Here is a 24,804-nt window from a genome sequence, read left to right as displayed (position 1 = left end):
CTCAGGAATCCCATCGGGTCATCGGTCACGATTCCCAGGCCGGGCGCTGCGTCTTGAACTGGCTGAAGATCTTCTCGAAGACCTCGTCGCCGGCGCCCTTCTGCTCGGCGTTGGCGCTCGCGGACATCATCTGGAGCAGTTCGCGGAACGGGAATCCCTGGATCCGGGCGTTGAACTTCGGCGCGAACGACCGGAGCACCTGCTCGCCCCGGTCCGTGATGCCGCCGACGCCGATCGCGTAGAGCCGGAAGCGGCGGGCCCGCTGTTCCTCGGCGAGCACCGGGATCAACCGGTGCCAGGAGTCGGTGAGATGGCCCGTGGCGTCGGTGGGCAGCCCGTCGGTGACGAGACAGATCTGCGGCCGGTAGTACTGGAGTCCGGAGGCGCGCAGCTCGGCCTTGCGGGCGGCGACGATGTTCATGGACAGTTCGAGGGCCTCGGTCATCAGGGTGACCCCGGCGGCGGCGAGCTGCGGCGGACGGAACATGTGCGCCGGTACGAAGGGGCTGACGGGGGTGCCCACGGGCAGCAGCTGAGGGCCGCGCCAGGCGGCGACGCCCTGGCCGCCGAAGGTGACCACGGCGACCTCGACGCTGTAGCTGAGGCTGACGTCGTCGTGCAGTTCCCGGGTCCACTCCGCGAGCGCGTTGTTCAGCGTCTGGATGGGCTGCCCCGCCATGGAGCTGGAGATGTCGAGGCACAGGACGAGCGGCAGCCGCTGCGCGTTGTTCTCGAACTCGATGTCGGCGTATTCCGCCGGCAGGGTGGGCGGGTAGTCGCTGTGCATGGGGATCTCTCCTGGTCTCAGGGCCGGGCGGCCTTGGCGTGCCGTCCGGGTGTGGGCGGGAACGCGTAGAGGACGTCGGAGTCCCGCTCCCCCGCCTCGGTGACGTCGACGAGTCCGCCGGGTGCGGGCGGGGGGCGGCCCGGCTCGGCCCACACCGCGCGGTACAGCACCTCGTCCACCTCGACATAGCCCTGCGGGTGCAGTTCGGTGCGCACGACGGCGGGCCGGGCGGGGCCCGGTACGGCCCCGACCCGCCGTCCGTGGCCGCGGGGCGCCGGTGTGGTCCGCAGCCGGGTGGTGACCTCGTCGGGCACGTGGCGGCGGGGGCGGGCGGCGGGCTCGTCGGACGCGGGGGTACGGGGGCGGGCGGCCGGCTCGTCGGACGGAGGGGTACGGGGACGGGTGCGCGGCCGGGGTGCCGCGGCCTCCGGTACGGCGCCGACGCCCGGGGCGGCGAGCGAGCGCCGGGAGAGGCTCCCGACGGCGACGGACCGGGCGGAGCGGCGGATCAGGAACAGCAGCAGACCGAGCAGGAGGACGAGCACGGCGCACAGGACGGTGAGCACCTGGGTGGCGGTGTCCCAGCCCGAGTCGTCCTGGCCGGTGCCACCGGAGCCGTCCTGGCCGGTGCCGCCCGCGGGGGCGCGGCCGGTGCTGCCGATGGTCCCGGCCTCCTGGCCCCGGCTCTGGCCCTGGCCCTGTCCTTGCCCCTGGCCCTGCTCGCCCGCGGCGGTCTCATCGGTGGGGGCCGGGCCCGTGGCGGCGCCACTCCCCGAGCCGGAGACGGTGTACTGCCGGGGCAGTTCGACGGCCAGGCCCAGGCGGACCAGGTCGCTGCCCTTCATGGCCTTCGCGAACGGGGCGCATCTGTCCTCTCCCCCCGCCCTGGGGGCGCAGGCTCCGCGGGCGTCCAGCTCGCTCCGGGCCGTGGTCGTCAGCGGGTCGATCCGGGCGTCGTCCGCGACGAACCGGCGCCTGCTGTCCGCCAGTACGAGGAGAGCCGTGCCGCCGGGGCCGGTGCGGACGCCCTTCGGGACCTCGACCTGGAGGCGCTCCTGCTGCTCCAGCACCCTCTGTTCGAGGTCCTTGCGCTGCGCGGACCCCCCGTCGTACGGCAGTTGCCGGTCGATCGTGACGCGCACCGGCCCCTGGTCGACCGCGCCGGACCAGCAGCGCAGGTGCTGTTCGAAGGTCGGTCCGCAGGACGGGCCGGCCGCGGCGGGTGCCGCCGGGGCGAGTGCGGTCAGGAGGCCGGAAAGCATGAGGAAAGAAATCCGCCGCATGACAAAGACCCCCCGTGGCCCTGCGAAAAAACACCCCCGTGGCCCTGAAAGGCACTCGCCCATAGTGGCGGAAACCCGCGGTCACTCGTAAGGGTTTGGGGAATGCGGCGGAATTCACTTCTACAACTCGAACACCTGATGGCATCGGGTGAACATATGTCTCGCCCGCTCCACCCAATCACTGGCCAAAGCATCGAAATCCGTTTGCGTCATGCGGCAGGTCAGGGGGAGGTCGTACACGCCCGCGAGACAGGGACGCGGCCCCCGTACGTCCCACACGGACAGCATGGGCCGGAGCTGTTCGGTGTTCCACGCGTTGGACGCGGCCGCCGCGAGGGCGAGTTGGTCCTTGCGCAGGAAATACCCGTCGGTCGCGAAGGCGACCAGCAGCCGTTTGGTCGTCATGAACCGGACGGTGACCATCCGGCCCGTTTCCTCGAGGTCGAAGCGCATGGAGACGGAAACGGTGTCGGTCTCCGTGTGGAAATTCCGGCCGGTCACCCAGTTCTGCACCAGCCGGCGCCAGTGTGTTCCGATTTCGAGGATCTCGCGGCCGTGTCCGGGAACGGAGTCAGGCACCGCCACGTCCCACCGCCTCGGCGACCATCGCGTCGGTCAGCCCGGCGTCGAGCAGCGCCTGGGCGTGCGACAGGAGACAGGAGGGCACGGACACGCTGGTGCTCTGCCGGCGGCGCCCGGCCAGATCCCGGGTGCGCGCCTTGATGCTGTGGGCCACGGTGGGCGGCGGCCAGTCGGCCTCCCGGGGTTCCTGCTCCAGCAGCCCGGCCATCAGCCGGTCCAGCCGGGGCCGGTCCTCGGGGCGCTTGGCCAGACAGCTCGCGATCAGATCCCGCAACGGTCCCGTGATGCCGTCGAGTTCGGGCTCCTCGAAGGCGACGCGGTAACGGACGGCGTCCCCGCTGCCGTGCGGTGCCCGTCCGGTGAGGGCGTACACCAGGACCCCGCCGAGGGAGAAGACGTCGCTCGGCGGCCCCACCCTGGCGCCCTTGACCTGCTCGGGCGACATGAAGGGCGGGGTGCCGACGACGACGCCGACCTGTGTCAGTCCCGGAGCGCCGTCCACGCGGGAGATCCCGAAGTCGATGACGCGCGGTCCGTCGGCGGCGAGCAGCACGTTGGCCGGCTTGAGGTCCCGGTGCACCACGCGCGCGGCGTGGATGGCCTGGAGCGCCTCGACCAGGCCGGCGCCGAGCCGTCGCACCTGCGGCTCGGGCAGCGGTCCGTCGGCGCGGACCGCCTCGGCGAGCGAGGGACCGGGCACGTACAGCGTCGCCAGCCACGGCAGTTCGGCCTCGGTGTCGGCGTCGACCACCGCGGCGGTGAAGGCGCCGCTGACCACGCGGGCCGCCGCGACCTCGCGTGCGAAACGCTCCCGGAACTCGCTCTCCGCGGCCAGTTCGGGCCGCACCACCTTGACCGCGACCTCACGCCCGGAGGGCGAGCGGCCGAGGTACACCCATCCCATGCCACCGGAGCCGAGCCGGCCCACGATGCGGTACGGACCGATCCTCATGGGGTCGCTGACAGGCGTACGCACCCCGCCCACCTCATTTCGGGGTCGACTGCAGGATGTCAGGAGTGTCCCTCGAAATCCGCGCTTTTTCAGCCGTTCCGGCACGGGCGGGGCGCAGAGGACGAAAAAGCCGGGGTTTCGCACACATGTGTGCGAAACCCCGGCGGGTGCGGTCACCGCGGCCGACCGCCGCAACGGTCGCAGGTCAGGGCAACTCGGGTCGGCCGCGGAGTGGTTGAGGGCCTCAGCCCAGGCGCTGCACCAGTGCGCGGTACTCGTCCCACAGCTCCTTGGGCGTGTGCTCGCCGAAGGTGTTGAGGTGCTCGGGGACCAGGGCGGCCTCCTCGCGCCAGACCTCCTTGTCGACCGTGAGCAGGAAGTCGAGGTCGGACTCGGCCAGCTCGAGACCGTCGGTGTCGAGGGACTCCCGGGTCGGCAGGACGCCGATCGGGGTCTCGACGCCCTCGGCCCGGCCGTCCAGGCGGTCGACGATCCACTTCAGGACGCGGCTGTTCTCGCCGAAGCCGGGCCACACGAACTTGCCCGCGTCGTTCTTGCGGAACCAGTTCACGTAGTAGATCTTCGGGAGCTTCGCCTGGTCCTTGTCCTTGGCGACGTCGACCCAGTGGCCCATGTAGTCGCCCATGTTGTAGCCGCAGAACGGCAGCATGGCGAAGGGGTCGCGGCGCAGCTCGCCGACCTTGCCCTCGGCGGCGGCGGTCTTCTCGGAGGCGACGTTCGCGCCGAGGAAGACGCCGTGGTTCCAGTCGAAGGACTCCGTCACCAGCGGGACGGCGGTGGCGCGGCGGCCGCCGAAGAGGATCGCCGAGATCGGCACGCCCTTCGGGTCCTCCCACTCGGGCGCGATGATCGGGCACTGCGAGGCGGGCGTCGTGAAGCGGGCGTTGGGGTGCGCCGCGGGCGTGCCGGACTCCGGCGTCCAGTCGTTGCCCTTCCAGTCGGTCAGGTGTGCCGGAGTCTCCTCCGTCATGCCCTCCCACCAGATGTCGTTGTCGTCGGTGAGCGCGACGTTGGTGAAGACGGAGTTGCCCCACAGCGTCTTCATCGCGTTGGCGTTGGTGTGCTCACCGGTGCCGGGCGCGACGCCGAAGAAGCCGGCCTCGGGGTTGATCGCGTAGAGGCGGCCGTCCTCGCCGAACCGCATCCAGGCGATGTCGTCGCCGATGGTCTCGACCGTCCAGCCGGAGATCGTGGGCTCCAGCATGGCGAGGTTGGTCTTGCCGCAGGCGCTCGGGAACGCGGCCGCGACGTACTTCGACTCGCCCTGCGGCGGCGTCAGCTTGAGGATCAGCATGTGCTCGGCGAGCCAGCCCTCGTCGCGCGCCATCACGGAGGCTATGCGCAGGGCGTAGCACTTCTTGCCCAGGAGCGCGTTGCCGCCGTAACCGGAGCCGTACGACCAGATCTCGCGGGTCTCGGGGAAGTGCGAGATGTACTTCGTGGAGTTGCAGGGCCACGGCACGTCCGCCTCGCCCTCGGCCAGCGGCGCTCCGAGCGTGTGCACTGCACGCACGAAGAAGCCGTCGGTGCCGAGTTCGTCCAGGACGGGCTGTCCCATGCGGGTCATGGTGCGCATGGACACGGCGACGTAGGCGGAGTCGGTGATCTCGACGCCGATCGCGGAGAGGTCCGAGCCGAGGGGGCCCATGCAGAACGGGACGACGTACATCGTGCGGCCGCGCATCGAGCCGCGGAACACGCCCTGCTCACCGGAGAAGATCTCCCGCATCTCGGCGGGGGCCTTCCAGTGGTTGGTCGGGCCCGCGTCCTCCTCCTTCTCGGAGCAGATGAACGTCCGGTCCTCGACCCGCGCGACATCGGTCGGGTCGGAGGCGGCGTAGTAGGAGTTGGGGCGCTTGATCGGGTCGAGCTTCTTGAAGGTGCCCTTACGGACGAGCTCCTCGCTCAGTCGCTCGTACTCCGCCTCGGATCCGTCGCACCAGACCACACTGTCCGGTTCGGTCAGTTCGGCGATCTCGTTGACCCACGAGATCAGTTCCTTGTGGTTGGTCGGGACGGGAGCCGCGATGTCGCGCGCCACGATTGCTCCTAAATGAGGGGTTTGTTGTTGTGCCCCGTGGGGGCTGCGACCCGGATGCTTCTCGGTGACTGAACCTCTGGCGCTCATCCGGTGCCGACCGCACTCATTTGATGATCGGACCGAACCGCGCATATGTCCAGAGAGCCTCACACCTGAGCGGAGTGAGCATCGCCACTTCGCGGAAGGTTTCCGCCCGCTCACTTCGGGTTCACGCCGAGTACCCCGGCGGCGCCCCCCGAGGCCGTGAGATCATGGCCACTCTCGCGGTTCGCTTACGCGGGACTGACGCGTAACTTACGGTTCCGTAGGTACGATTCGGCCCATGACTGCGTCCGTCCCCGACGCGCCCACGGACTCGCCGGCCGCCGGCCAGACGTCTGTCGCGCACTCCCTGTCGGAAGAGATCAAGCCCAAACTCCGTGGCTGGCTGCACCTCGGCATGTTCCCGGCCGCACTGGTCTCCGGACTCGTCCTGACCGCGCTGGCCGATTCGACCCGGGGGCGCATCGCCTGCGGGATCTTCGCCCTCACCGCCTGCCTGCTGTTCGGCGTCAGCGCGCTCTACCACCGCGGCAACTGGAGTCCGCGGATGGACGGCGTCCTGCGCAGACTCGACCACGCGAACATCTTCCTGATCATCGCGGGCACGTACACACCGCTGACCCTGCTCCTGCTGCCGGACGCCAAGGGCCAGTGGCTGTTGTGGAGCATCTGGGCCGCGGCGGCGGCCGGCATCGTCTTCCGGGTGTTCTGGGTCGGCGCCCCGCGCTGGCTCTACACGCCCTGCTACATCGCGATGGGCTGGGCGGCCGTCTTCTTCCTGCCCGACTTCATGCGCACGGGCGGCATCGCCGTCCTGGTCCTGGTGATCGTCGGCGGACTGCTCTACAGCGCGGGGGGCGTGATCTACGGCATCAAGAAGCCCAACCCGTCACCGCGCTGGTTCGGCTTCCACGAGGTCTTCCACTCGCTGACGCTGGCGGCGTTCATCGTGCACTACGTCGGCATCTCCCTGGTGGCCTATCAGCACGGCTGATCCCCACCCCCTCACCCCTCCCGGTGGCCGCGGCTCCCCAGCCGCGGCCACTGCGTGTTTTCCGGCCGCCACGCCCGGCCGGCCCGGCGTCGGGCGCCCTCCCGGGCGGCCGACCACAGGAGGTTTCCGGCCATCCCGGGGCTCCATCGCGCCAACCCTCCGCCCTCCGACCGACTGAAAGCGACCCTCGATTGACTGTCACCATCTTTTGAGAGCTACTCTCATTTCATGGTTACTTCCATGAACGACGACGCCGCGGTGCGCGACCCCCGCCGCTGGTGGGCCCTCGGGGCCCTGGTCGCGAGCATGCTCGTGCTCGGCTTCGACATGACGATCCTCAACGTGGCGCTGCCGACGATGGCCCGGGACCTCGGCGCGTCCACCGGCCAGCAGCAGTGGATGGCGGACGCCTACGTCGTCGTCTTCGCCTCGCTGATGCTCCCCGCCGGGCTGCTGGGCGACCGGTTCGGGCGGCGCCGGATGCTCATCGTCGGACTCGGGATCTTCTTCGTCGGCTCGCTCGCCGGATCACTGACCGACGACATCACCTGGGTGATCGCCGCCCGTGCGCTGATGGGCGTCGGCGGCGCGCTGGTCACCCCGCTCGCCCTGTCGGTCCTGCCCTCGCTGTTCGCCCCCGACGAGCGCACCAAGGCCGTCGGCATCGTCTCGGCCGGCTCCACGCTCGGCCTGCCGCTCGGCCCGATCGTCGGCGGCTGGCTGCTCAACCACTTCTGGTGGGGCTCGGTCTTCCTGATCAACCTCCCGACGGCCGCCCTCGGCATCCTCGCCTGCGTCCTGCTGCTGCCCGAGACCCGCGACCCCGCATCCCCCCGGGTGGACGTCCTCTCCACCGCGCTGACCGCGTCCGGGCTCGGCGTCCTCATCTACGCGATCATCGAGGCCCCGACCCGCGGCTGGGGCGACCCGCTCGTCCTCGCCTGCTTCGCCTCGGCGGTCGTCCTGATCGCCGCCCTCGTGCTGCGGGAGCGGCGCATGGCACGGCCGATGCTCGACATGGGCCTCCTCGCGCACCGCGGGTTCCTGTTCAACACGCTCGCGGCCACCCTGGTCATGTTCGTGCTGTCCGGGCTGATGTTCGTGCTGCCGCCGTACCTCCAGGCCGTCCTCGGCAACGACGCCCTCGGCACCGGGGTGCGGCTGCTGCCGCTCATGGGCGGGCTGATCGTCGCGGCACGGGCCGCGCAGCCCGTCGTCGCCCGCTTCGGGGCGCGGGCCGTGGTCGGCGCGGGTCTCGTGGTCCTGGCCTTCGCCGCTCTCCTGGGCAGCCGTACGACGGTGGACTCCGGCTACGCCTTCACCGCGCTGTGGCTGTCCGTCGCCGGGGTCGGCTTCGGCTTCGCGGTCGTGCCCGCGATGTCGGGAGCCCTCGCCACCCTGCCCTCCGACCGCGCCGGCAGCGGCTCGGGCCTGCTGATGACCCTGCGCCAGGTGGGCGGCGCCATCGGCATCGCCCTGCTCGGCAGCCTGCTCGCGGGCGCCTTCCGCGACCGCCTCGACGTCACCGGTCTGCCCGCGGCGGCCGCCGACACCGCCGGGCACTCCGTGGTGGCCGCGCACCTGATCGCCGAGCGGACCGGATCCGCCCGCCTCGCCGCGTCCGCCGACAGCGCGTACGTCCACGGCATGGCCCTGACGCTGCTGGTGTGCGGGATCGCCGCCCTGGTCTCGGCGCTGCTCGCGGCGGCCTTCCTGCCGGGGACGACGGCGGCGGCCGGGGCCGGGGAGCAGCGGTCCGACGTGGCCCGGCAGCGGGCGGATGCCTGACAATGAACTCCATGACGGCCGCCCGCAGCACCTCCCCCGCCGACCGCCCGCAACTCGGGCTGCGCGAGCGCAAGAAGATCAAGACGCGCGAGGCGATCCGCGACGCGACGTACGCGCTGATCAAGGAGCAGGGGTACGACGCCACGACGATCGACCAGATCGCCGAGCGCGCCGAGGTGTCGCCGTCGACCGTCTTCCGGTACTTCCCGACCAAGGAGGACATCGTGCTCACCGACGAGTACGACCCGATCCTCATGGAGGAGCTGCGCGCCCGCCCGGCCGACGAACCGTGGCCGCAGACCGTCCGCCACGTGATGCGGGAGGCCGTGCGCACCGGGATCGAGGAGGACCCGGAGGTGGCGCGGATCCGCACCCGGCTGCTGGTCGACGTTCCCGCGGTGCGCTCGCGGATGATGGAGAGCATGTCGGTCACCGGCCGCATGTTCGCCACCGCCATCTCCGAGCGCACCGGCCTGGACCCGGACAGCCTGGAGGTGCGGGTGTACACGATGTCGCTCATCGGCGGTCTGATGGAGACCTCGATGTTCTGGGCCGAGCACGGTCACCGGGGCGACTTCCCGGACCTCCTCGACCGAGCGCTGGACATCCTCCAGAACGGCCTGCCCGTACAAAACCGCTGAGGCCGCGCCCCTCCCCCGTGCCATCCTGACGGGGTGAACGCAGCGGAGATCCACGTCGAAGTCGCCCCCGAGCTGGCCCTGTTCGTCCCGCACGCCCGGCGGACCGGCGCCCACCTCCTCGCCGTGGACGGTGTGTCCACCCTCGGTCATGTCGTCGAATCGCTCGGCGTGCCGCTGACGGAGGTCGGCGCCCTGGTCGTCGACGGGCGGGAGGTGCCCGTCTCGCACATCCCGGCGGCCGGCGAGTCCGTGCGGGTCGCCGCGGTCGTCCGCCCCCAGCGGGTGCCGGGCGCTCCGCTGCGCTTCCTCCTGGACGTCCATCTCGGCACCCTGGCCCGCCGGATGCGCCTGCTCGGCATCGACACCGCCTACGAGTCAACCGACATCGGCGACCCGGCGCTCGCCGCCCGTTCGGCGGCCGAGCGGCGGGTGCTGCTCAGCCGCGACCGCGGGCTGCTGCGGCGCCGCGAGCTGTGGGCCGGGGGCTTCGTCTACAGCACCCGTCCCGACGACCAGCTCCGGGACGTGCTCGGCCGGTTCGCGCCCGAACTGAAGCCCTGGACGCGCTGCACCGCGTGCAACGGCCTGCTCACGAAGGCGACCAAGGAGCAGGTCGCCGACCAGCTGGAGAGCGGCACCGAGCGGTCCTACGACGTGTTCGCCCAGTGCGTGGAGTGCGGGCGCGCCTACTGGAAGGGCGCGCACCACGAACGGCTGGAGACCGTCGTGGAGCGCGCCCTCGCGGAGTTCGGGACCTGACCGACGCCCCGCGGACGGGCGCCGGACGGACCGCCGGACCAGCCGCCGGGACCCGCGGCTCCGGTCCGGGCCGGCAACCCCGGACCGAGCCCCCGGCTCCCGCCTAGCGCCTGATCAGGTCCTTGGCCCCGCAGGCCAGTCCGTCCCGGCTGGGGTCGAGGCCGAGCGGGTCGTCCTTCCCGTTGACCCGCAGCCGTCCGTAGTCGTTCTTCTTCAGCCAGGCGCAGCGGGAGGCGGTCGTGCGCTTCACCCCTTCCGGGAAGGCCGTCGGCACGCAGACGTTGACCGAGCCGTAGTGGCGGTCGCACCCGGAGATGGTGGTGGACACCTTCTGCGAGGTCCGCTTGCCTCCCGGCCCCTGGACCGCGCCCGGCAGCGCGTCGGCGAAGGAGTGGACGTGCGCCGAGGCGGTGTCCGCGGCCAGGGCTGACGGCCCCTGGAGGTGCACCCACTTCGCCACCGACGGAACGCCGTTGGCGTCGACCGCGAAGAGCATGTACCAGCCGGGCGGCGCCAGGTTGGGGTTGCTCGTCACGTTGAGGTCGACGTTGTTCCCGTCCACGCTCAGCGGCAGGTCCACGAACCGCTGGTTGGGGTCGGAGGAGTGCGTGACCGCGGCGGGCCGGATCAGCTCGGCCTTCACGACGGGCCGGTCGACGGTGATGCGCTGCGTGTCGCCGTAGACCCACTCGTTGTCGATCACCGAGGTGATGGCCGGGCGGGTGCCCTTGAGCAGGTAGGGCGGGGTGTAGATGGACACGTCGTGGTTCCAGGTGCCGTTGCCCGGGTTGTCGCCGGTGGCCATCACCCGGCCGTCGGGCAGCAGGAACGCGGAGGAGTGGTAGCCGCGGTCCTCGGGGTCGGCGGCCACCGGGTCGAAGGTGGAGGTCGCCGGGTCGAAGATCGAGGCCTCGCGGACGGGGTCGGCGCGGTTGTGCAGGGCGCCGCCGGTCTCCAGGACCTTGCCGTCGGGCAGCAGGACGGCGGAGACGTACATCTTGCCCTGGCCGCCGGTCTCGGCGACCTGGCCGTTGCCGAGGTCCACCGTGCCCTGCGGGATCGGCGGGCCCATGGTGTAGGCGGGGCTCGCGGCCTTGAGGTCGATGATGTCGGTGAGCCGGTTCGCCGCCGGGTTGGAGTCGATGTTGCCGCCGCCGAGGGTGAGCACCTTCTGGTCCTGCGCGGGCGGCAGCAGCACGCTCGCGGACTGGTCGCGCTCGTCATTGTTCTGGAGCCCGGGGACGGCGGTCGTGGTGTTGGCGTCATAGTCGTAGATCGCGGAGCCGGTGCCCGGGGTGCCGTTGCCGAAGACATGGCTGCCCGAGTAGAAGAGGCGCCCGTCCTGCATGAGGATCATCGACGGGTACAGGCCCCAGAACGACCAGGTCTGGTTGACCTGCCACAGCGGAAGCCACTGCTGCCGCTCGTTCGACCAGCGTTCGGCGGTCACCGAGCCGGACGAGTCCTCGCGCAGGCCGCCGAACGCGATGACGTCACCGTTGCCGAGTTCGGTCGCCGACGGGTACCAGTGGCCGTCGTTCAGGTCGTTGGTCCTGCTGTACGTCTCGGTGACCGGGTCGAAGACGTACGACTCCTTGTACCCCTCGTACCCGTGCCCGCCCGCGACCGGGAACGCCTTGTTGCCGCTGAGCACCAGCACCCGCCCGTCGGCGAGCTGGACGTGCCCGGAGCAGAACATGTCCTTGGGCGTGGGGATCACCTTGTACGAGCCGGTCACCGGGTCGTACACCGCGGAGGTGAAGGTGCCCGCGTCGAAGTTCTCCTCGCTGTTCCCGGAGCCCGCGATCAGCAGCACCTTGCCGTTGTTGAGGACGACGGAGTGCATGGAGCGGACCGGGTTCTGCGTGGGCAGGACCGTCCACCTGCCGTTCGCGCACTCGTCGGCCGTGCCCGTGCACGTGGCCGGCGGGATCGGGTCGGAGACCTGTTCCATCGTGTAGTCGTCGGTGGTCGCGGACCCGGTGCCGTAGACGGAGACGCCCCAGGTGATGCGGTCGGTGCCCGCCGGGACCGCCGGGGTGCGCACGCTCGCCTCGGTCCAGGCCGCCGCCATGTCCAGGGTCTTGAGGTCGGTCCAGTACTGCCAGCCGGCGGTGGTGTCGTGCCGGAAGAGCGTGATCGCCGCGTCGGGGGTCGTCGTCCTGTAGTAGAGCCCGAGGTCGTACTGCCGGCCCGCGGTGACCACCGGGGCGCAGGCGGCGGACTCGGTGATCAGCGCCTTGCGGTCGCCGTCGACCCGGCGGGTCAGCGTGACCTTCATGGCCTTGGTCCCCGAGTGCGCGTCGGACACGGTCGCGAAGGTGAAGTCGTTGTCGCCCCAGCCGGACTTCTCCCAGCAGGACGGCATGCCGTCGGTCCCCGCGGTCTCGAAGCCCGGGTTGGTGACGAGGTTGGCGGCCGACGCGGGCTGGGGCGATCCGAGCAGCAGCCCGGCCGCGAGCCCCGTCACGGCCAGGAGCGCGGTTCCGCGCCGCGGTCTCACCCGGAATCTCATACCGTCCTCCTCGGGGTACGGCTCCCGCGCTCGCTCTCGCGGCCGCGGCGCGGCAGATAGACCAGCGCCTCGGTCCCGGCGAAGCGCAGGACGAACGTCGTCACCAGGGCGAGGGCCGTGGCGGACAGCGCGCCCATGCCGAAACGGCCGACGAAGAGCGCGATCAGCGGGATGCGCAGCACCAGATCGGCGTTGGCGAGCAGCGCGAACCGGCCGAGGCGGTCCCAGCCCCGTCGGTGTCCCCGGCGGTCCCGGAACAGCAGGTGTTCGACGAGCAGGAAGTTCCAGGCCACGCCGAGCTGGTTGGCGAGGATCTCCGCCGGTACGTAGTGCAGTCCGGCGGCGGTGAGCGCGTACAGGCCGAGCAGGTTCGGCACGAAGCCGGTGGCGCCGATCAGCCCGAAGACCAGCATGCGGGCCACCGGCGAGGCGGTGCGCAGCCCGACGAGATGGCGCAGGAACCTGAAGCCCTCGCGCGCGCTCGACTTGGACTCGCCGGCGAAGCGGTCCTGGAAGACGAAGGGCACCTCGGTGACCCGGCGGGGGCGGCTGCGCACGGCCAGTTCGAGCAGGATCTTGTAGCCGAGGGGCCGTAGGACCTCGGCGGTGACCGCGCTGCGGCGGATCGCGAAGAACCCGCTCATCGGGTCGCTGATGCCGCGCAGCCTGCGCGGGAAGAGCGCCTTGGTCAGCCAGGTCGCTCCGCGCGACACCGCGATCCGGTAGCCGCCCGCGAGTCCCGCCCGGCTGCCGCCCGCGATGTAGCGGCTGGCGACCACGAGCCCGGCGCCCGCCCGCTCGCCCGAGGCGATCAACTCCGGTATCAGGGACGGCGGATGCTGGCAGTCCCCGTCCATGACGACGATCCACTGGGAGCCGGCCGCCTTCAGTCCCTCCACGACCGCGCCGCCGAGGCCGCCCTCGGGCACCTCGCGGTGCAGCACGGTCACCGGGAACGGACAGTCCCGCGCGGCCTCGGCGATGACTGCGGGGGTGTCGTCCGTGGAGTCGTCCACGAAGACGACCTCGCAGGGCAGCCGCGCGGGCACCGATTCGGTGATCTGGCGCAGCAACTGCCGTATGTTCGCGGACTCGTTGAAGGTCGGGACGACGACCGTGACGGCTCCCGGCTCCGGGACCTCGGCGCCGCGTACCGCCGGGTCTCCCAGTTCCTCCGGGACGGTGCTCTCGAAGCTGCTCATCGACTGCCTCCGGTACGGGCGGTGGTGGTGCCGGCGGCGTCGATCCGCCGGATCTCGACGCGGTCCTCGCCGGTGCCGAAGGTGGCGACCGGGGTGGAGTGCTCGATCGCGGCTCTCACGTTCGGCAGGTCGGCCGCGTCCCGCCGTACCGTCGGGGAGGCGACCACGTAGTCGAGGTCCTTCCAGCCCCGCGGCATCGTCTTCGTGACCGCGGGGTCGAGGTCGGCCTTGTAGAACCAGATGGCGCCGAGGCCCGGCCGGTAGCCGTCGTGCACGAGGTCGAGCCAGAGCGCGTCGTCGACGAGCACCCGGGTGTCCCGCGGGTTCTTCACCTCGGTGCGCAGCCAGGAGGAGGCCGCCCGGTAGGGGGCGTTGGCGTCGGCGGTCACGGCGACGCGGTCGCCGTCGTACCAGCGGGGCACGACATACGCTCCCGCGGCCACGACGAGGAACGCGGCCAGTCCGCGCCGTCCCCAGGTCACGTACGTGCGTTCCCGCTCCGTCCGCCGGCGGCGCAGGACGGCGTGGGCGACGCTCGCGGTGCCGCCGGCGAGGACGAGGGCGAGGAAGGGCAGCGCCTGGATGACGTACATCGCGGGCAGGTAGCCGCCGGGGCGCAGTGCCACCAGGGCGAGGATCGCCACGGTGAGCGCGGGTCCGGCCAGGGCGCGGGCCGTCACCGACCAGCGGAAGGTGACCAGGAGCAGCAGGGCGCCGGCGAGGCCGCCGAGCGGCAGGATCCGGTCGTAGTACAGCCAGGAGTGCAGGACCCCGTACGAGCCGGTGCCGCGTTCCAGGATGAAGCCGGAGCCGGGACGGCTCATCTGGTAGGTGATGCCCTCCCAGAGCGAGACGTGTCCGCCGCCGGGCAGCAGCTCGCCCTTCAGCAGGGCGAACAGCGGATACGCGGTGCCGATCAGGACGCAGGCCGTGACCGCGCCGGTGAGCGCGAACTTGCGGGTGTCGCGGTGGCTGTGCCGCCACATGGTGACGAACAGCGCGGGCAGGACGACCAGCATCGTCTCCTTGGTCAGCACGGCGGCGGCGGCCGCGAGGCCCGCTCCGAAGTGGTGCCACAGATGACGGCTCGGCGAGGCGGCCAGGCAGAACGCGAGGAGCGTCCACATCACCGCGATGTTGTCGAGGAAGATCTCCCGCTGGAGCACGACGGACAGCGGGGAGAGCCCGAAGAGGAGCATCGCGAGTCCGGCGGCCCAGCGCGGCAGCGACAGCCGGCGGGCGAGGACGTACAGCAGGCACGCGCTGACGGCGCTGACCACGAGCATCGCCAGGCGCATCGAGCCGACCGTCATCAGGGAGGGGCTGAAGTGCGCCGGTATCCAGGTCAGCACGGCTATCTGGATCCAGCCCAGCGGCGGGTGGTCGTACCAGTACGTGTAGTGGGCCAGGCCCTTGCCCTGCTGGACGGCCCAGGCCTGGGCGAGGTAGGTGCCCTCGTCGTCGCTGAAGGTGGGGTAGGCGGCGATGTTCCAGCCCTGAACGAGGAGGATCGCCGCGAGCAGGCCCGCGCACAGGAGCAGATCGGCGCGCGAGCCGCGCAGGCGCGGGGCGGCGGGCCCGGCGGGGACGGACCCGGGCGCGGGAGGCCGCTGCGCGGGGGCCGTCGGTGTGGCCGCCGCGGGAAGGGTGGAGGTCACGCGGGCACGTCCTCTCGGGTCGCGTCGGTGAGGTGCGCGCCGACATGACTGGTCAGCTCCCAGTCGTTGCGGCCCCGTTGCTCGCGCCAGACGGCACGCACGGCGGCGCCCGCGAGCAGCACCTGGTAGAAGGGGCCGCCGGCGACGAGCTTCAGGTAGTGCACGGTGCGGACGGGCAGCCCGTACTGCCGGCCGAAGTCGTGCAGGCCGACGATCTCGAAGACGAAGGTGACCAGGGCGGTCACCGCCGGCAGGAAGGTGACGAAGGCGATGCCGACGGGCACGTCGAGGAAGAGCGCGACCGCCACGTTGAGCGGGATGATCACCCCGGTGACGGCCTGGAGGTACGGCGTCATGAGCGTGTAGCGGGCGAGCAGCCGCTGCCCGAAGGTGGGCAGCTGCTTCCAGTCGCGCTTGCGGTAGACCTGGAGGAAGCCCTGGTTCCAGCGGGTGCGCTGCTTGAGCAGCGACATCAGGGAGCCGGGTGTCTCCTCCTTGGTCACCATGTCGGAGTCGTAGGCGACGACGACCTTCTTGCCGGCGCTGGACAGCCGGACGCCGAGGTCGCAGTCCTCCGCGAGGCAGTCGGGGTCCCAGCCGCCGGCCTCCCGCAGGACCTCGGTCCGTACGAAGACGGTGTTGCCGCCGAGCGGGATGAACCCTTTCTGCGCGTGGAGGTGCAGCCGCGAGCGGAACCAGAAGAAGTACTCCAGGCAGTTGCGCAGGCTGTACCAGCTGGAGTGGAAGTTGATGAGCTGCACCCCGCCCTGGACGACGTCCGCGCCCGTCGTGCGGAACGCGTGGTCGACATGGGCGAGCAGCTCGGGGTGGACCTGGTCCTCCGCGTCGAAGACCCCGACCACCCGGCCGCGGCAGTGCGGCAGGGCCGTGTTCATGGCCTTCGGTTTGTTCTTCTTCTCGTGGTGGTCGACGACCACCCGCACGCGCGGATCGCGCGCCTCGGCGGCCCGGGCCACCTCGGCCGTCTCGGGGTCGTCGTGCCCCACGATCACGATGATCTCGAAGTCGGTGTGGCTGGATTCCAGCAGTCGCGTGATGGTGTGGTCGAGCACCGCCTGCTCGTGCCGCGCGGGCAGCAGCAGCGAGAAGGACAGGCTCTCTCCCCCGTCCGGACGGCTGAAGCGGGTGGAGGCCAGCACCTCGGGCGTACGCCACGCGTGCATCTGCCACCACAGGGTGAAAGCAGCCATCCAGAAGAGCGCAAGTGAAACGGCAGCGATGAACAACGACGTGAGCAACAGATCCCCCCAGATCCCCCGAATGCCCCCCACGCGACGCCAGTCAGCTGACGTCGCGTCACGGGCCGAGACTATGGGGAATCTGTGAAGCGCACAGGTTGATCCGATGAAGAGCGTGTTTCATCACACTCTGTCAGATTGCTGAACAACCCGTAATCTTGGGATGTTTGGCCCGCTTGATGGCTACGCTTTTCGGCCGTTCACAGCCGTGCGAAGCCGGTCGGGGTCGGTCGTCGGGGCGTCGCAGACGAAGTTACGGCAGACGTAAGCGGCGGGTTTCCCGTCCACGAGCGGACGGTCGGCCAGGAGCGGCAGTTCGTCGCTTCCCGGCGCCCCCACCGCCACCACGGCGCCGGGCGCGGTGCCCAGAAGTGCCGTCCGCGCGAGGGCGGTCGTGGCCGGATCGGTTCCCTCGCCCACCACCGCGACCTCCCGGGGTCCGTCGAGCAGCGCCTCGGCCACCGCGAGCCCCCAGCCGACGAAGCGGGGCACCCGGGGGCCGAGCGCCTTCACCACGCCGAGCGCCCGTTCGGCGGCGGTGCGGTGGGGCTCCGCGCCGGTCTGCGCGCTGTACGACAGCAGTGCCCCGGCCGCCGCGCTCCACCCCGAGGGCGTGGCGTTGTCGGTGGGGTCCTGCGGGCGGCGGATCAGCCGCTCCGCGTCGGCCGCCGTGTCGTACAGCGCGCCGGACTCCGGGTCGGTGAACTGGGCGAGGACGTGGTCGAGCAGGAATCCGGCGAACTCCAGCCAGACCCCTTCCCCGGTCACGGACGTCAGCGCGAGGAAGCCCTCGGCGACGTCCGCGTAGTCCTCGAGGACGCCCGCGTGGGCGCCGGCCCGGCCGTCCCTGCTCGTACGGACCAGCCGGGCCCGGTCGTCCATGTGCAGCCGTACGAGCAGGTCGGCGGCGCCGATCGCGGCCTCCACCAGGTCGGGGCGGTCGAAGTAGGCGCCCGTCTCGGCGAGCGCGGCCACCGCGAGTCCGTTCCAGGCGGCGACCACCTTGTCGTCGCGCCCGGGGGCGGGCCGCCCGGCCCGCGCCGCGAGGAGCCGCTCCCGCACGGAGGCGATCCTGCCGGCGTCGAAGACCCCCTCCTGCTGCGGGAGCTGGAGCACGGAGGCGCCCTCCTCGAAGGTGCCCTCCTCGGTCACCCCGAAGTACTGCGCGGCGACCTCGGCGTCCGCTTCCCCGAGCACCTCGCGCAGCTGAGCCGGCGTCCAGACGTAGTACGCGCCCTCGGTGTGGCGGCCGGTGCCGTCGTCGCTGTCGGCGTCGAGCGCGGAGGCGAACCCGCCCTCGCCGGTGCGCAGTTCGCGGACCATGAAGTCCGCGGTCTCCAGCGCCACCCGCCGGGCGAGCTCCGACCCGGTGGAACGCCACAGATGGGCGTAGGCCCGGCACAGCAGCGCGTTGTCGTAGAGCATCTTCTCGAAGTGCGGCACGACCCACTCACGGTCGACCGAGTAGCGGGCGAAGCCGCCGCCCAGCTGGTCGTAGAGCCCGCCGCGCGCCATCCGTTCGCAGGTGTCCGAGGCCATCTGCAGCGCGCCCTCGGAACCGGTCCGGGCGTGATGGCGCAGCAGGAACTCGATCACCATGGACGGCGGGAACTTGGGCGCGCCGCCGAATCCGCCGCGCACGGCGTCGTAGTCCCGGGTGAGTCCGAGCAGCGCGCCGGCCATCTCCTCCTCGCCCGGCACCCGGCCCTCGCCGAGCGACAGTTCCCGCTGGGCGAGATCCCGCGTGATCTTCGCGGCGACCTCGGCGACCTCGTCCCGCCGCTCGCTCCAGGCGCTCGCCACGCCCTCCAGCACCTGCCGGAAGGAGGCCATGCCGTGCCGGGGCTCGGGCGGGAAGTAGGTGCCGAAGTAGAAGGGTTCGGCGTCCGGGGTGAGGAACACGGTCATCGGCCAGCCGCCCTGGCCGGTCGCGGCCTGCACGGCCTCCATGTAGACGGCGTCGACGTCGGGCCGCTCCTCGCGGTCGACCTTGACGCTGACGAAGTGCTCGTTCAGATACGCGGCCGTCGTCTCGTCCTCGAAGGACTCGTGCGCCATGACATGGCACCAGTGGCAGCTGCTGTACCCGACGCTCAGCAGGACGGGCCGGCCGCTTCTGCGGGCCTCGTCGAAGGCCTCGGCCGACCAGGGCCACCAGTCGACGGGGTTGTCGGCGTGCTGGAGCAGATACGGGGACGTCTCATGGGCCAGTCGGTTCACCCTGCCACTCTCCCACGGCGTCCGGGACGGCGTGGAAGCGCAGCTTCACCGGGCGCGCCTCTTCGGTCCTCTGCCCTCCGAAGCGGCTCCGCCGGAGTTCGCCCCCCCCTCGACCGCTGTGAATGATCGACGCCCCCTCGCGCTCACGCCCCGGCCGAAGGACACTCGTAGGCAAGGGAGTTGCTGCCAAAGGGGGACGTGACATGCGGGACGGCCATCGGGCGGAGGCCGAGCGGCTACTGGTCCGGGCCGTCGAGGAGGAGGTGCGCCGCTCGGGAGGGCGCGCGGACGGAGGCGCCCTCCTGACGCGGGCGCGGACCTCGCTCGACGCGATGGCGGAGACGGCCGCCGAGGAGTACACCGCCTACACCCGGGCGCTGGACGCCTCCGAAGCCGGACGGCAGACCTTCGGACAGCGGTTCGCGCGCGAGGGATCCGGAACTCCCCTGCTGGTGGCCGCCGTCGGGGCGCTCGCGGCCGTCGCCGCCGACCTCGCCCTCGGCACCGGCGCCGGCACGGCCGTGGGCACCGGGGCGACCGTGGCGGTGGCCGGCGCGACCGCCACCGTCCTGAAGGTGACGGCCGCGCACGTGCCCGCCGCGAGCCGCCGGGCCGGAGCCCTCGGGCAGCCCGGCGGTCCCGAACAGCTGCGTCTGCAGTGGCTGACGGCCCTGGAGGTGCGCGGTGTCCGCCCGTTCCTCGACCAGCAGCGGGTGCTCAGCGCCACCACCGGCGCCAAGAAGGGCGCCCCCCAGCTGCGCCGCACCGACAAGAGCGCCGCGGCCCGCCGGCGCAGTGTGCTGGAGCAGTCCTTCGGCCAACTCCCGGAACAGGAAGGACCCTTCACCGGGCGCAGGAGCGAGCTGGCACGGATCGCGCAGTGGGTGCACGCGGCCCGGGCGAGCACCGAGACGAAACCGACGGTCGTGGTGCTGCACGGCGCGCCCGGCTCCGGCCGCAGCACCCTCGCGGTCCGGGCGGCGCACGCCCTCAAGGACCAGTTCCGCGGCGCCTGTGTGGTCGACCTGCGCGGCGGCAGCCCGGACGACCCGCCGCTCACCACCCGCGACGCGCTGCTGCATCTGCTGAACCGGCTGGGCGCTCCGCGCGAACAGCTCCTGTTCCGCGAGCGCGCCTCGCAGGACCAGCAGGTCAAAAGACTGGGCGAGCTGTACCACCAGCATCTGACGGGCCTGCCCGTGACGATCGTGCTGGACGACGCGCGCGACGCCGAGCAGGTGGCCACCCTGGTCCCCGAGCGCTCCGAGAGCCTGGTCCTGGTCACCGCGCGCGAACCCCTCCGCCTGCCCGCCGGGCTCGCCGCCTGGGTGCACCACCTGCCGGTCGAGGCGCTGGACGCGGCGGGCTCCGAGGAACTGCTGACCGCCGCCGCCCAGGACACGTCCGGCCCGTACGACGCCGAGTCCTCCGAACGGATAAGGGAGTTGTGCGGCGGACTGCCGCTGGCCCTGCGGGTCGCCGGTTCCTCGCTCGGCCCCCGCACGCCCCGGGCGCTCGCCGGCGACCTGGCGGCCTACGGGCCCGTGGAACCCGTCGAGCGGGTGCTGTGGCTGCGCTACACCGACCAGTCGGACGCGGCGCGCCGGCTGCTGCGGCGGCTTGCCCTGGCGGGCCGGGCCTCGCTGGGCGCGGGGGCCGCGGCGTCCCTGCTCGCGACGGACGAACCCGAGGCCGTCCGCCATCTGACCGCCCTGTCCCGGGCGGGCCTGATCGACCACGTCCGCGGCAGCCGCTACCGCCTGCACGATCTCGTGCGGTCCTTCGCCGCGGCCCGTCTCCTCGACGAGGAGGAGCCCGCCGAACGCACGGCGGCGCAGGAGCGGCTGATCGTGAACTACGCCGAGCTGGCCGACTCGGTGATCCGTCTGGTCGACGGCAAGACGTCGACCCGGGCCGACCAGTTCGGGCCGCACGGCTTCACCTCACTGGACGCCGCGCTGCGCTGGCTGGACGACGAGTCGAGCTTCATCACCGCGGCCCTGCGGCACGCGGAGGGGGTGGACCAGGCGGCGGTGCTCCACCTCCTGGGCGCCCTGTGCGACTACTGCCTGCTGCGCGGCGACCTGTACCGCCTGGGCGAGATCAGCGAACTGACCCAGGCCGTCGACCAGGGGCTGCTGGTCCGCTCGGTGCAGTGGCGCACCGGTATCGCGGCCCGCCAGCTCGGCGAACTGGACAAGGCGCGCACGACCCTGGCCGCGGTGGTGGACCTGTACTTCGAGGCCCACCACGACGCGGGGGCCGCACGGGCGCTGTGCTCCCTCGGCATCACGCTGCACCACCAGGGCCTGCTCGTCGAGGCGGCGGCCAAGCTCCAGGAGGCCATGGACCTCCAGGCCTCGCCCGAGCTCGCGGCCGACCGCGCCTGGACGATGCACGCGCTCGCGGCGGTGGAGCGCGACCGGTCCCGGCTCGGCCAGGCCCTCGCCCTGCTCACCGAGTCCCTGGTCCTGCACCGCGAGAGCGGTTCGGTGCACGGCGAGGCCTGGGCCCACTTCCAGCTCGGCCAGCTGGGCCTGCGGATGGGCGACGTACCGCGCGCCGAGCGGGAGCTGCGCGAGGCCCTCGACCTGTACGGCCGTACGCGCGACGCCCGCGGCGAGGCGTGGGCGCTCACCCAGCTGGCCCGCGCCCGGCTCGTCGGGGGCGACCCGTCCGCCGCGGTCGACGGGCTGCGCCAGGCGGCCTCCCGGCACCGCGAGAACGAGGACGCGCGCGGCGAGGCCTGGACCGTCTACTACCTGGGCCAGTCGCTGGAGGAGACCGGGAACCTGGACCAGGCGGTGCGGGAGCTGGAGCGCTCCCGGACGATGTTCTCCCGCATGCGGGACGTCTACGGCCTGGCCTGCGCCCGTCACCACTCGGCCCGGGTCACCCGCGACCAGCGGGCCGCGCAGACCGGTTCGCTGCGCAACTCCGGCTTCGCCCGCCAGCTGCTCGTCGACGCCCGTGCGGACTTCCAGCGCATCGGGGTGGCCCACGGCGAGGCGTGGACCTGTCTGGAGCTCGCGGTCGTCGACGCCGGGAACGCACGCACCCAGCAGGCGCTGTCCCTGTGCGACGAGGCCGTCGGCCTGTTCGCCTCGTACGGCGACCGCCGCGGGGAGGACTGGGCCCGCTTCCTGCGCTGCACCCTGCTCCCCTACGCGGCCCCGGGCGGCCACGAGGTGGGCGCCGCGGTGGCCGTCGAGGAGCTGGCGCAGCTCTCCCGGGCCGGCCACGCCACCCGCGACGGGGGACTGACCGACTTCATCGAGGCGTACCAGCTGCTGCTGGAGCGGGGCGTGGACCTGGACGCCGGCTGGCAGGCCTGGCGCCTGGGCATGGTCCCGGGCCGCCACGCACGGGACGTGATGGGCGTGGCGGTGGCTCCGTGAGAGGACGGGGCCCCAGGCGTGACCGCGCCGGACGACACCCGTCCGGGCGTGACCGCGCCGGACGACGGCCCGTCCGGGCGTGACCGGGCCGGGCGACGGACCCTCCGGGCGGGACCGGGCCGGGCGGCGGGGCGTCTCGCCGGTCTCGTCGGCGTACGCCGAAGGCCGGCGTGGGCCGGGAAGGCCTCACACCGGGTTCACATCGGGGTCCGGTCATGGCCGGGCCCCGGCCGTTCCGCGTGGCCGGGGTCCCGCGGGTGTCCGCTCAGCCCTTCGCGGGGGCGGTCTTCCCGCCGGAGCCGGAGCCGGAGCCGCCGGCGGACGCCGGCTCGCCCTCGGGGTCCTGCTCGAAGTCGACCTTGCCCATGTGGCGGTTCATGGACTTCATCAGACCCCAGACGGCCAGGGCCATCACCGCGAAGACGATGAAGCCGAGGACGCCGGGGGTGACCTTGTTCTCGTCGACCTCCTTGGCGAGGGGGACGAGGTGCGTCAGTGCCAGGCTTGCGCTCATGTCAGGCATTGTCGCGGATGCCCGCAAAGAGGTCGTCCTCGGGGAGGGATGTGTCCACGAGCGACTTCGCGAGCTCGTACTCCTCCGTCGGCCAGACCTCCCGCTGGATGTCCATGGGGACCTTGAACCAGCCGCCGTCCGGGTCGATCTGCGTGGCGTGCGCGATCAGCGCCTTGTCACGGATCTCGAAGAAGTCCGCGCACGGAACGTGCGTGGTCAGGGTGCGCTCGACGCGCTCGAACTCGCTCCAGCGCTTGAGCCAGTCCCCGTAGGGCGACTCCATGCCGCGGTCCAGGAGCGCGTTGTGCAGCGCCTCGGTGCGCGGGCGGTTGAAGCCCTGGTTGTAGTACAGCTTCTGCGGCGCGAACGCCGGCCCGAACTCGGACTCCGGGTACTTCTCGGTGTCCGTCGCACCCTCGAAGGCCACCATCGTGATCTTGTGGGTCATGATGTGGTCGGGGTGCGGGTAGCCGCCGTTCTCGTCGTAGGTGGTGATCACCTGCGGGCGGAACGAACGGATCTGCTTGACCAGCTCACCGGCCGCCTTGTCGATGTCCTCCAGGGCGAAGCAGCCCTCGGGCAGCGGGGGCAGCGGGTCGCCCTCGGGCAGGCCCGAGTCGACGAAGCCGAGCCACTCCTGCTTGACGCCGAGGATCTCGCGGGCCTCGTCCATCTCCTTCTTGCGTACCTCGTGGATGTTCTCCTCGATGTACGTGTCGCCCTGAAGCTTCGGGTTGAGGATGGAGCCGCGCTCCCCGCCCGTGCAGGTCACGACCAGCACGTCCACCCCCTCGGACACGTACTTCGCCATGGTGGCCGCACCCTTGCTCGACTCGTCGTCGGGGTGGGCGTGCACGGCCATCAGTCGCAGCTGGTCAGTCAAGACTCAATCCTCGGTCGGTCGGCTGTCGCCTGAGTGGGTCGGCTGTCGGCGCCCGGCGTCATTCCGCGTTCTGGGCGGCTTCTATAGTGACGGAATCGGGGGGCGAATAATTCCGGGGTCCTTCCCCGTGCACCCCGGCCGAGAGGACGATCATGAGTACGGCGCGCGCACAGCTGCCCGAGGGCCGGTACGGCCGCTCCGCGGACGAGCGCGCCGACCGCAAGCTCAGAGTCGTCGGCGGTGTCCTCGGGGTCGCCCTGATCGGCGTGGTCGGCTGGTTCGGCTACGACTACATCGCCGGCGCCGAGATCAGCGCCCAGGTGATCACCTTCGAGGCCGTCTCGGACAGCGCGGTCGAGGTGCACCTGGAGGTGCACAAGGACGCGGGTACGAAGGGTTACTGCACGCTGCGCTCGCAGGGCGCGGACGGCAACGAGGTGGGCCGCGCGGACTTCCGCTTCGACCAGCACTCGTCCCGGCTCGACAAGGTGGTCACCCTGCGTACGACGGCCCGGGGCACCACGGCGGAACTCCTCGGCTGTCACGCGGGCTGAGCGGCACCGCCGCACCTGGCCCGGCGCCGTCGTCACGGCCGGAATCACTCCGTACGGCCCGTGGCTGACCTGCACCGATGAAATTCTGGTGACTTATGTCCTCCCCTCCGAGCCGCTGAATTGTTAGGCTCGTGGTTTCGCCCACCCGTGAGAGAACATGCTTCTGGGTAGGGCGATGCTTTGTATTCCCAGTACCTACGAGGAGCACCTGTGACCCAGACCAGCGAGAACGTCACCTGGCTGACCCAGGAGGCGTACAACCAGCTCAGGGCCGAGCTGGAGTACCTGTCTGGTCCTGCGCGCACGGAGATCGCCGCCAAGATCGCGGCCGCGCGCGAGGAGGGCGACCTGCGCGAGAACGGCGGGTACCACGCGGCCAAGGAAGAGCAGGGCAAGCAGGAGCTCCGTGTGCGCCAGCTGACCCAGCTCCTGGAGAACGCCAAGGTCGGCGAGGCTCCGGCGGCGGACGGCGTGGTCGCGCCGGGCATGGTCGTGACCATCGCCTTCGACGGCGACGAGGACGACACCCTGGTCTTCCTGCTCGGCTCCCGCGAATACGCGAGCTCGGACCTCGAGACGTACTCTCCGCAGTCGCCGCTCGGCTCCGGAGTGAACGGCAAGAAGGTCGGCGAGGACGCCCAGTACGAGCTGCCGAACGGCAAGCTCGCCTCGGTGAAGATCCTCAAGGCCGAACCGCACCGGGGCTGAGCC

General features: G+C 71.7%; 19 protein-coding genes. 7 read left to right on the top strand and 12 right to left on the bottom strand.

The annotated features are described in order from the left end of the window. Window positions 1-25 precede the first annotated feature (25 nt). From IO36_RS16035 to IO36_RS16015, 5 genes are all read right to left on the bottom strand, one after another. A complete protein-coding gene (locus tag IO36_RS16035; protein WP_037620601.1) occupies window positions 26-787 on the bottom strand; it encodes a vWA domain-containing protein in 762 nt (253 codons plus the stop codon). Window positions 788-804: 17 nt separating this feature from the next. Continuing rightward, a complete protein-coding gene (locus IO36_RS48195; protein WP_051900559.1) occupies window positions 805-2,049 on the bottom strand; it encodes a hypothetical protein in 1,245 nt (414 codons plus the stop codon). Between the two features lie 141 nt (window positions 2,050-2,190). Then, window positions 2,191-2,655: a hypothetical protein gene (locus IO36_RS16025; RefSeq protein ID WP_037620599.1), complete on the bottom strand. Its 465-nt coding sequence runs from the start codon at window positions 2,653-2,655 to the stop codon at window positions 2,191-2,193. After that, window positions 2,642-3,628, bottom strand: coding sequence for a protein kinase domain-containing protein (locus tag IO36_RS16020; protein WP_051900558.1), 987 nt, complete (start codon window positions 3,626-3,628; stop codon window positions 2,642-2,644). The genes IO36_RS16025 and IO36_RS16020 overlap by 14 nt, the downstream gene beginning before the upstream one ends. 220 nt (window positions 3,629-3,848) lie before the next feature. Further along, a complete protein-coding gene (locus IO36_RS16015; protein WP_037620598.1) occupies window positions 3,849-5,666 on the bottom strand; it encodes a phosphoenolpyruvate carboxykinase (GTP) in 1,818 nt (605 codons plus the stop codon). A gap of 322 nt (window positions 5,667-5,988) precedes the next feature. Here IO36_RS16015 and trhA point away from each other — a divergent pair, with 322 nt between their 5' ends. The 4 genes from trhA to IO36_RS15995 all read left to right on the top strand — a co-directional run bounded on the left by trhA (window position 5,989) and on the right by IO36_RS15995 (window position 9,890). After that, on the top strand, window positions 5,989-6,702 hold the full coding sequence (gene trhA / locus IO36_RS16010; protein WP_037620597.1) for a PAQR family membrane homeostasis protein TrhA: 714 nt from the start codon (window positions 5,989-5,991) through the stop codon (window positions 6,700-6,702). Window positions 6,703-6,942: 240 nt separating this feature from the next. After that, the gene (locus IO36_RS16005; RefSeq protein ID WP_167347401.1) at window positions 6,943-8,490 is read left to right on the top strand and encodes a DHA2 family efflux MFS transporter permease subunit; all 1,548 of its coding nucleotides are present in this window, start codon (window positions 6,943-6,945) and stop codon (window positions 8,488-8,490) included. A gap of 2 nt (window positions 8,491-8,492) precedes the next feature. Next, a complete protein-coding gene (locus IO36_RS16000; RefSeq protein ID WP_037620595.1) occupies window positions 8,493-9,131 on the top strand; it encodes a TetR/AcrR family transcriptional regulator in 639 nt (212 codons plus the stop codon). Between the two features lie 33 nt (window positions 9,132-9,164). After that, window positions 9,165-9,890 carry a Mut7-C RNAse domain-containing protein gene (locus IO36_RS15995; RefSeq protein WP_037620594.1) on the top strand — a complete coding sequence of 242 codons (726 nt, stop codon included), beginning with the start codon at window positions 9,165-9,167 and terminating at the stop codon, window positions 9,888-9,890. Window positions 9,891-9,993: 103 nt separating this feature from the next. Here the strand turns inward: IO36_RS15995 and IO36_RS15990 are convergent, their stop codons facing one another. The 5 genes from IO36_RS15990 to IO36_RS15970 all read right to left on the bottom strand — a co-directional run bounded on the left by IO36_RS15990 (window position 9,994) and on the right by IO36_RS15970 (window position 18,744). Continuing rightward, window positions 9,994-12,405 (bottom strand): galactose oxidase early set domain-containing protein, encoded by a 2,412-nt coding sequence (locus IO36_RS15990; RefSeq protein ID WP_037620593.1) that lies wholly within the window; start codon window positions 12,403-12,405, stop codon window positions 9,994-9,996. Further along, entirely contained in the window at window positions 12,402-13,607 is a 1,206-nt protein-coding gene (locus tag IO36_RS15985) for a glycosyltransferase (protein ID WP_037620591.1), read from the bottom strand. Before IO36_RS15985 ends, IO36_RS15990 begins: the two co-directional genes overlap by 4 nt. Then, window positions 13,604-15,265: an ArnT family glycosyltransferase gene (locus IO36_RS15980; protein WP_037620589.1), complete on the bottom strand. Its 1,662-nt coding sequence runs from the start codon at window positions 15,263-15,265 to the stop codon at window positions 13,604-13,606. The genes IO36_RS15985 and IO36_RS15980 overlap by 4 nt, the downstream gene beginning before the upstream one ends. After that, window positions 15,262-16,524: a glycosyltransferase gene (locus tag IO36_RS15975; protein WP_037620586.1), complete on the bottom strand. Its 1,263-nt coding sequence runs from the start codon at window positions 16,522-16,524 to the stop codon at window positions 15,262-15,264. The genes IO36_RS15980 and IO36_RS15975 overlap by 4 nt, the downstream gene beginning before the upstream one ends. A 183-nt stretch (window positions 16,525-16,707) precedes the next feature. After that, a complete protein-coding gene (locus IO36_RS15970) occupies window positions 16,708-18,744 on the bottom strand; it encodes a thioredoxin domain-containing protein (protein WP_037620584.1) in 2,037 nt (678 codons plus the stop codon). A 203-nt stretch (window positions 18,745-18,947) separates the two neighbouring features. On the opposite strand from IO36_RS15970, the gene IO36_RS15965 reads away from it, so the two are divergent. Then, window positions 18,948-22,142 (top strand): tetratricopeptide repeat protein, encoded by a 3,195-nt coding sequence (locus tag IO36_RS15965; RefSeq protein WP_037620582.1) that lies wholly within the window; start codon window positions 18,948-18,950, stop codon window positions 22,140-22,142. A 265-nt stretch (window positions 22,143-22,407) separates the two neighbouring features. Here the strand turns inward: IO36_RS15965 and IO36_RS15960 are convergent, their stop codons facing one another. Together IO36_RS15960 and mca are read right to left on the bottom strand one after the other, a co-directional pair. Continuing rightward, on the bottom strand, window positions 22,408-22,665 hold the full coding sequence (locus IO36_RS15960) for a hypothetical protein (protein ID WP_209441211.1): 258 nt from the start codon (window positions 22,663-22,665) through the stop codon (window positions 22,408-22,410). Further along, a complete protein-coding gene (mca, locus tag IO36_RS15955; protein ID WP_037620578.1) occupies window positions 22,658-23,518 on the bottom strand; it encodes a mycothiol conjugate amidase Mca in 861 nt (286 codons plus the stop codon). The genes IO36_RS15960 and mca overlap by 8 nt, the downstream gene beginning before the upstream one ends. 173 nt (window positions 23,519-23,691) lie before the next feature. Between mca and IO36_RS15950 the strand changes: the two genes are divergently transcribed. Both IO36_RS15950 and greA read left to right on the top strand, forming a co-directional pair. Beyond that, entirely contained in the window at window positions 23,692-24,093 is a 402-nt protein-coding gene (locus tag IO36_RS15950) for a DUF4307 domain-containing protein (RefSeq protein ID WP_037620577.1), read from the top strand. A 210-nt stretch (window positions 24,094-24,303) separates the two neighbouring features. Further along, the gene (gene greA / locus IO36_RS15945; RefSeq protein WP_037620575.1) at window positions 24,304-24,801 is read left to right on the top strand and encodes a transcription elongation factor GreA; all 498 of its coding nucleotides are present in this window, start codon (window positions 24,304-24,306) and stop codon (window positions 24,799-24,801) included. Window positions 24,802-24,804 lie beyond the last annotated feature (3 nt).

The organism is Streptomyces aureus (assembly GCF_000725495.1).
In the GTDB taxonomy this organism is placed as follows: Bacteria; Actinomycetota; Actinomycetes; order Streptomycetales; family Streptomycetaceae; genus Streptomyces; species Streptomyces aureus_B.
This window is presented reverse-complemented; position numbering and strand designations above follow the sequence as displayed.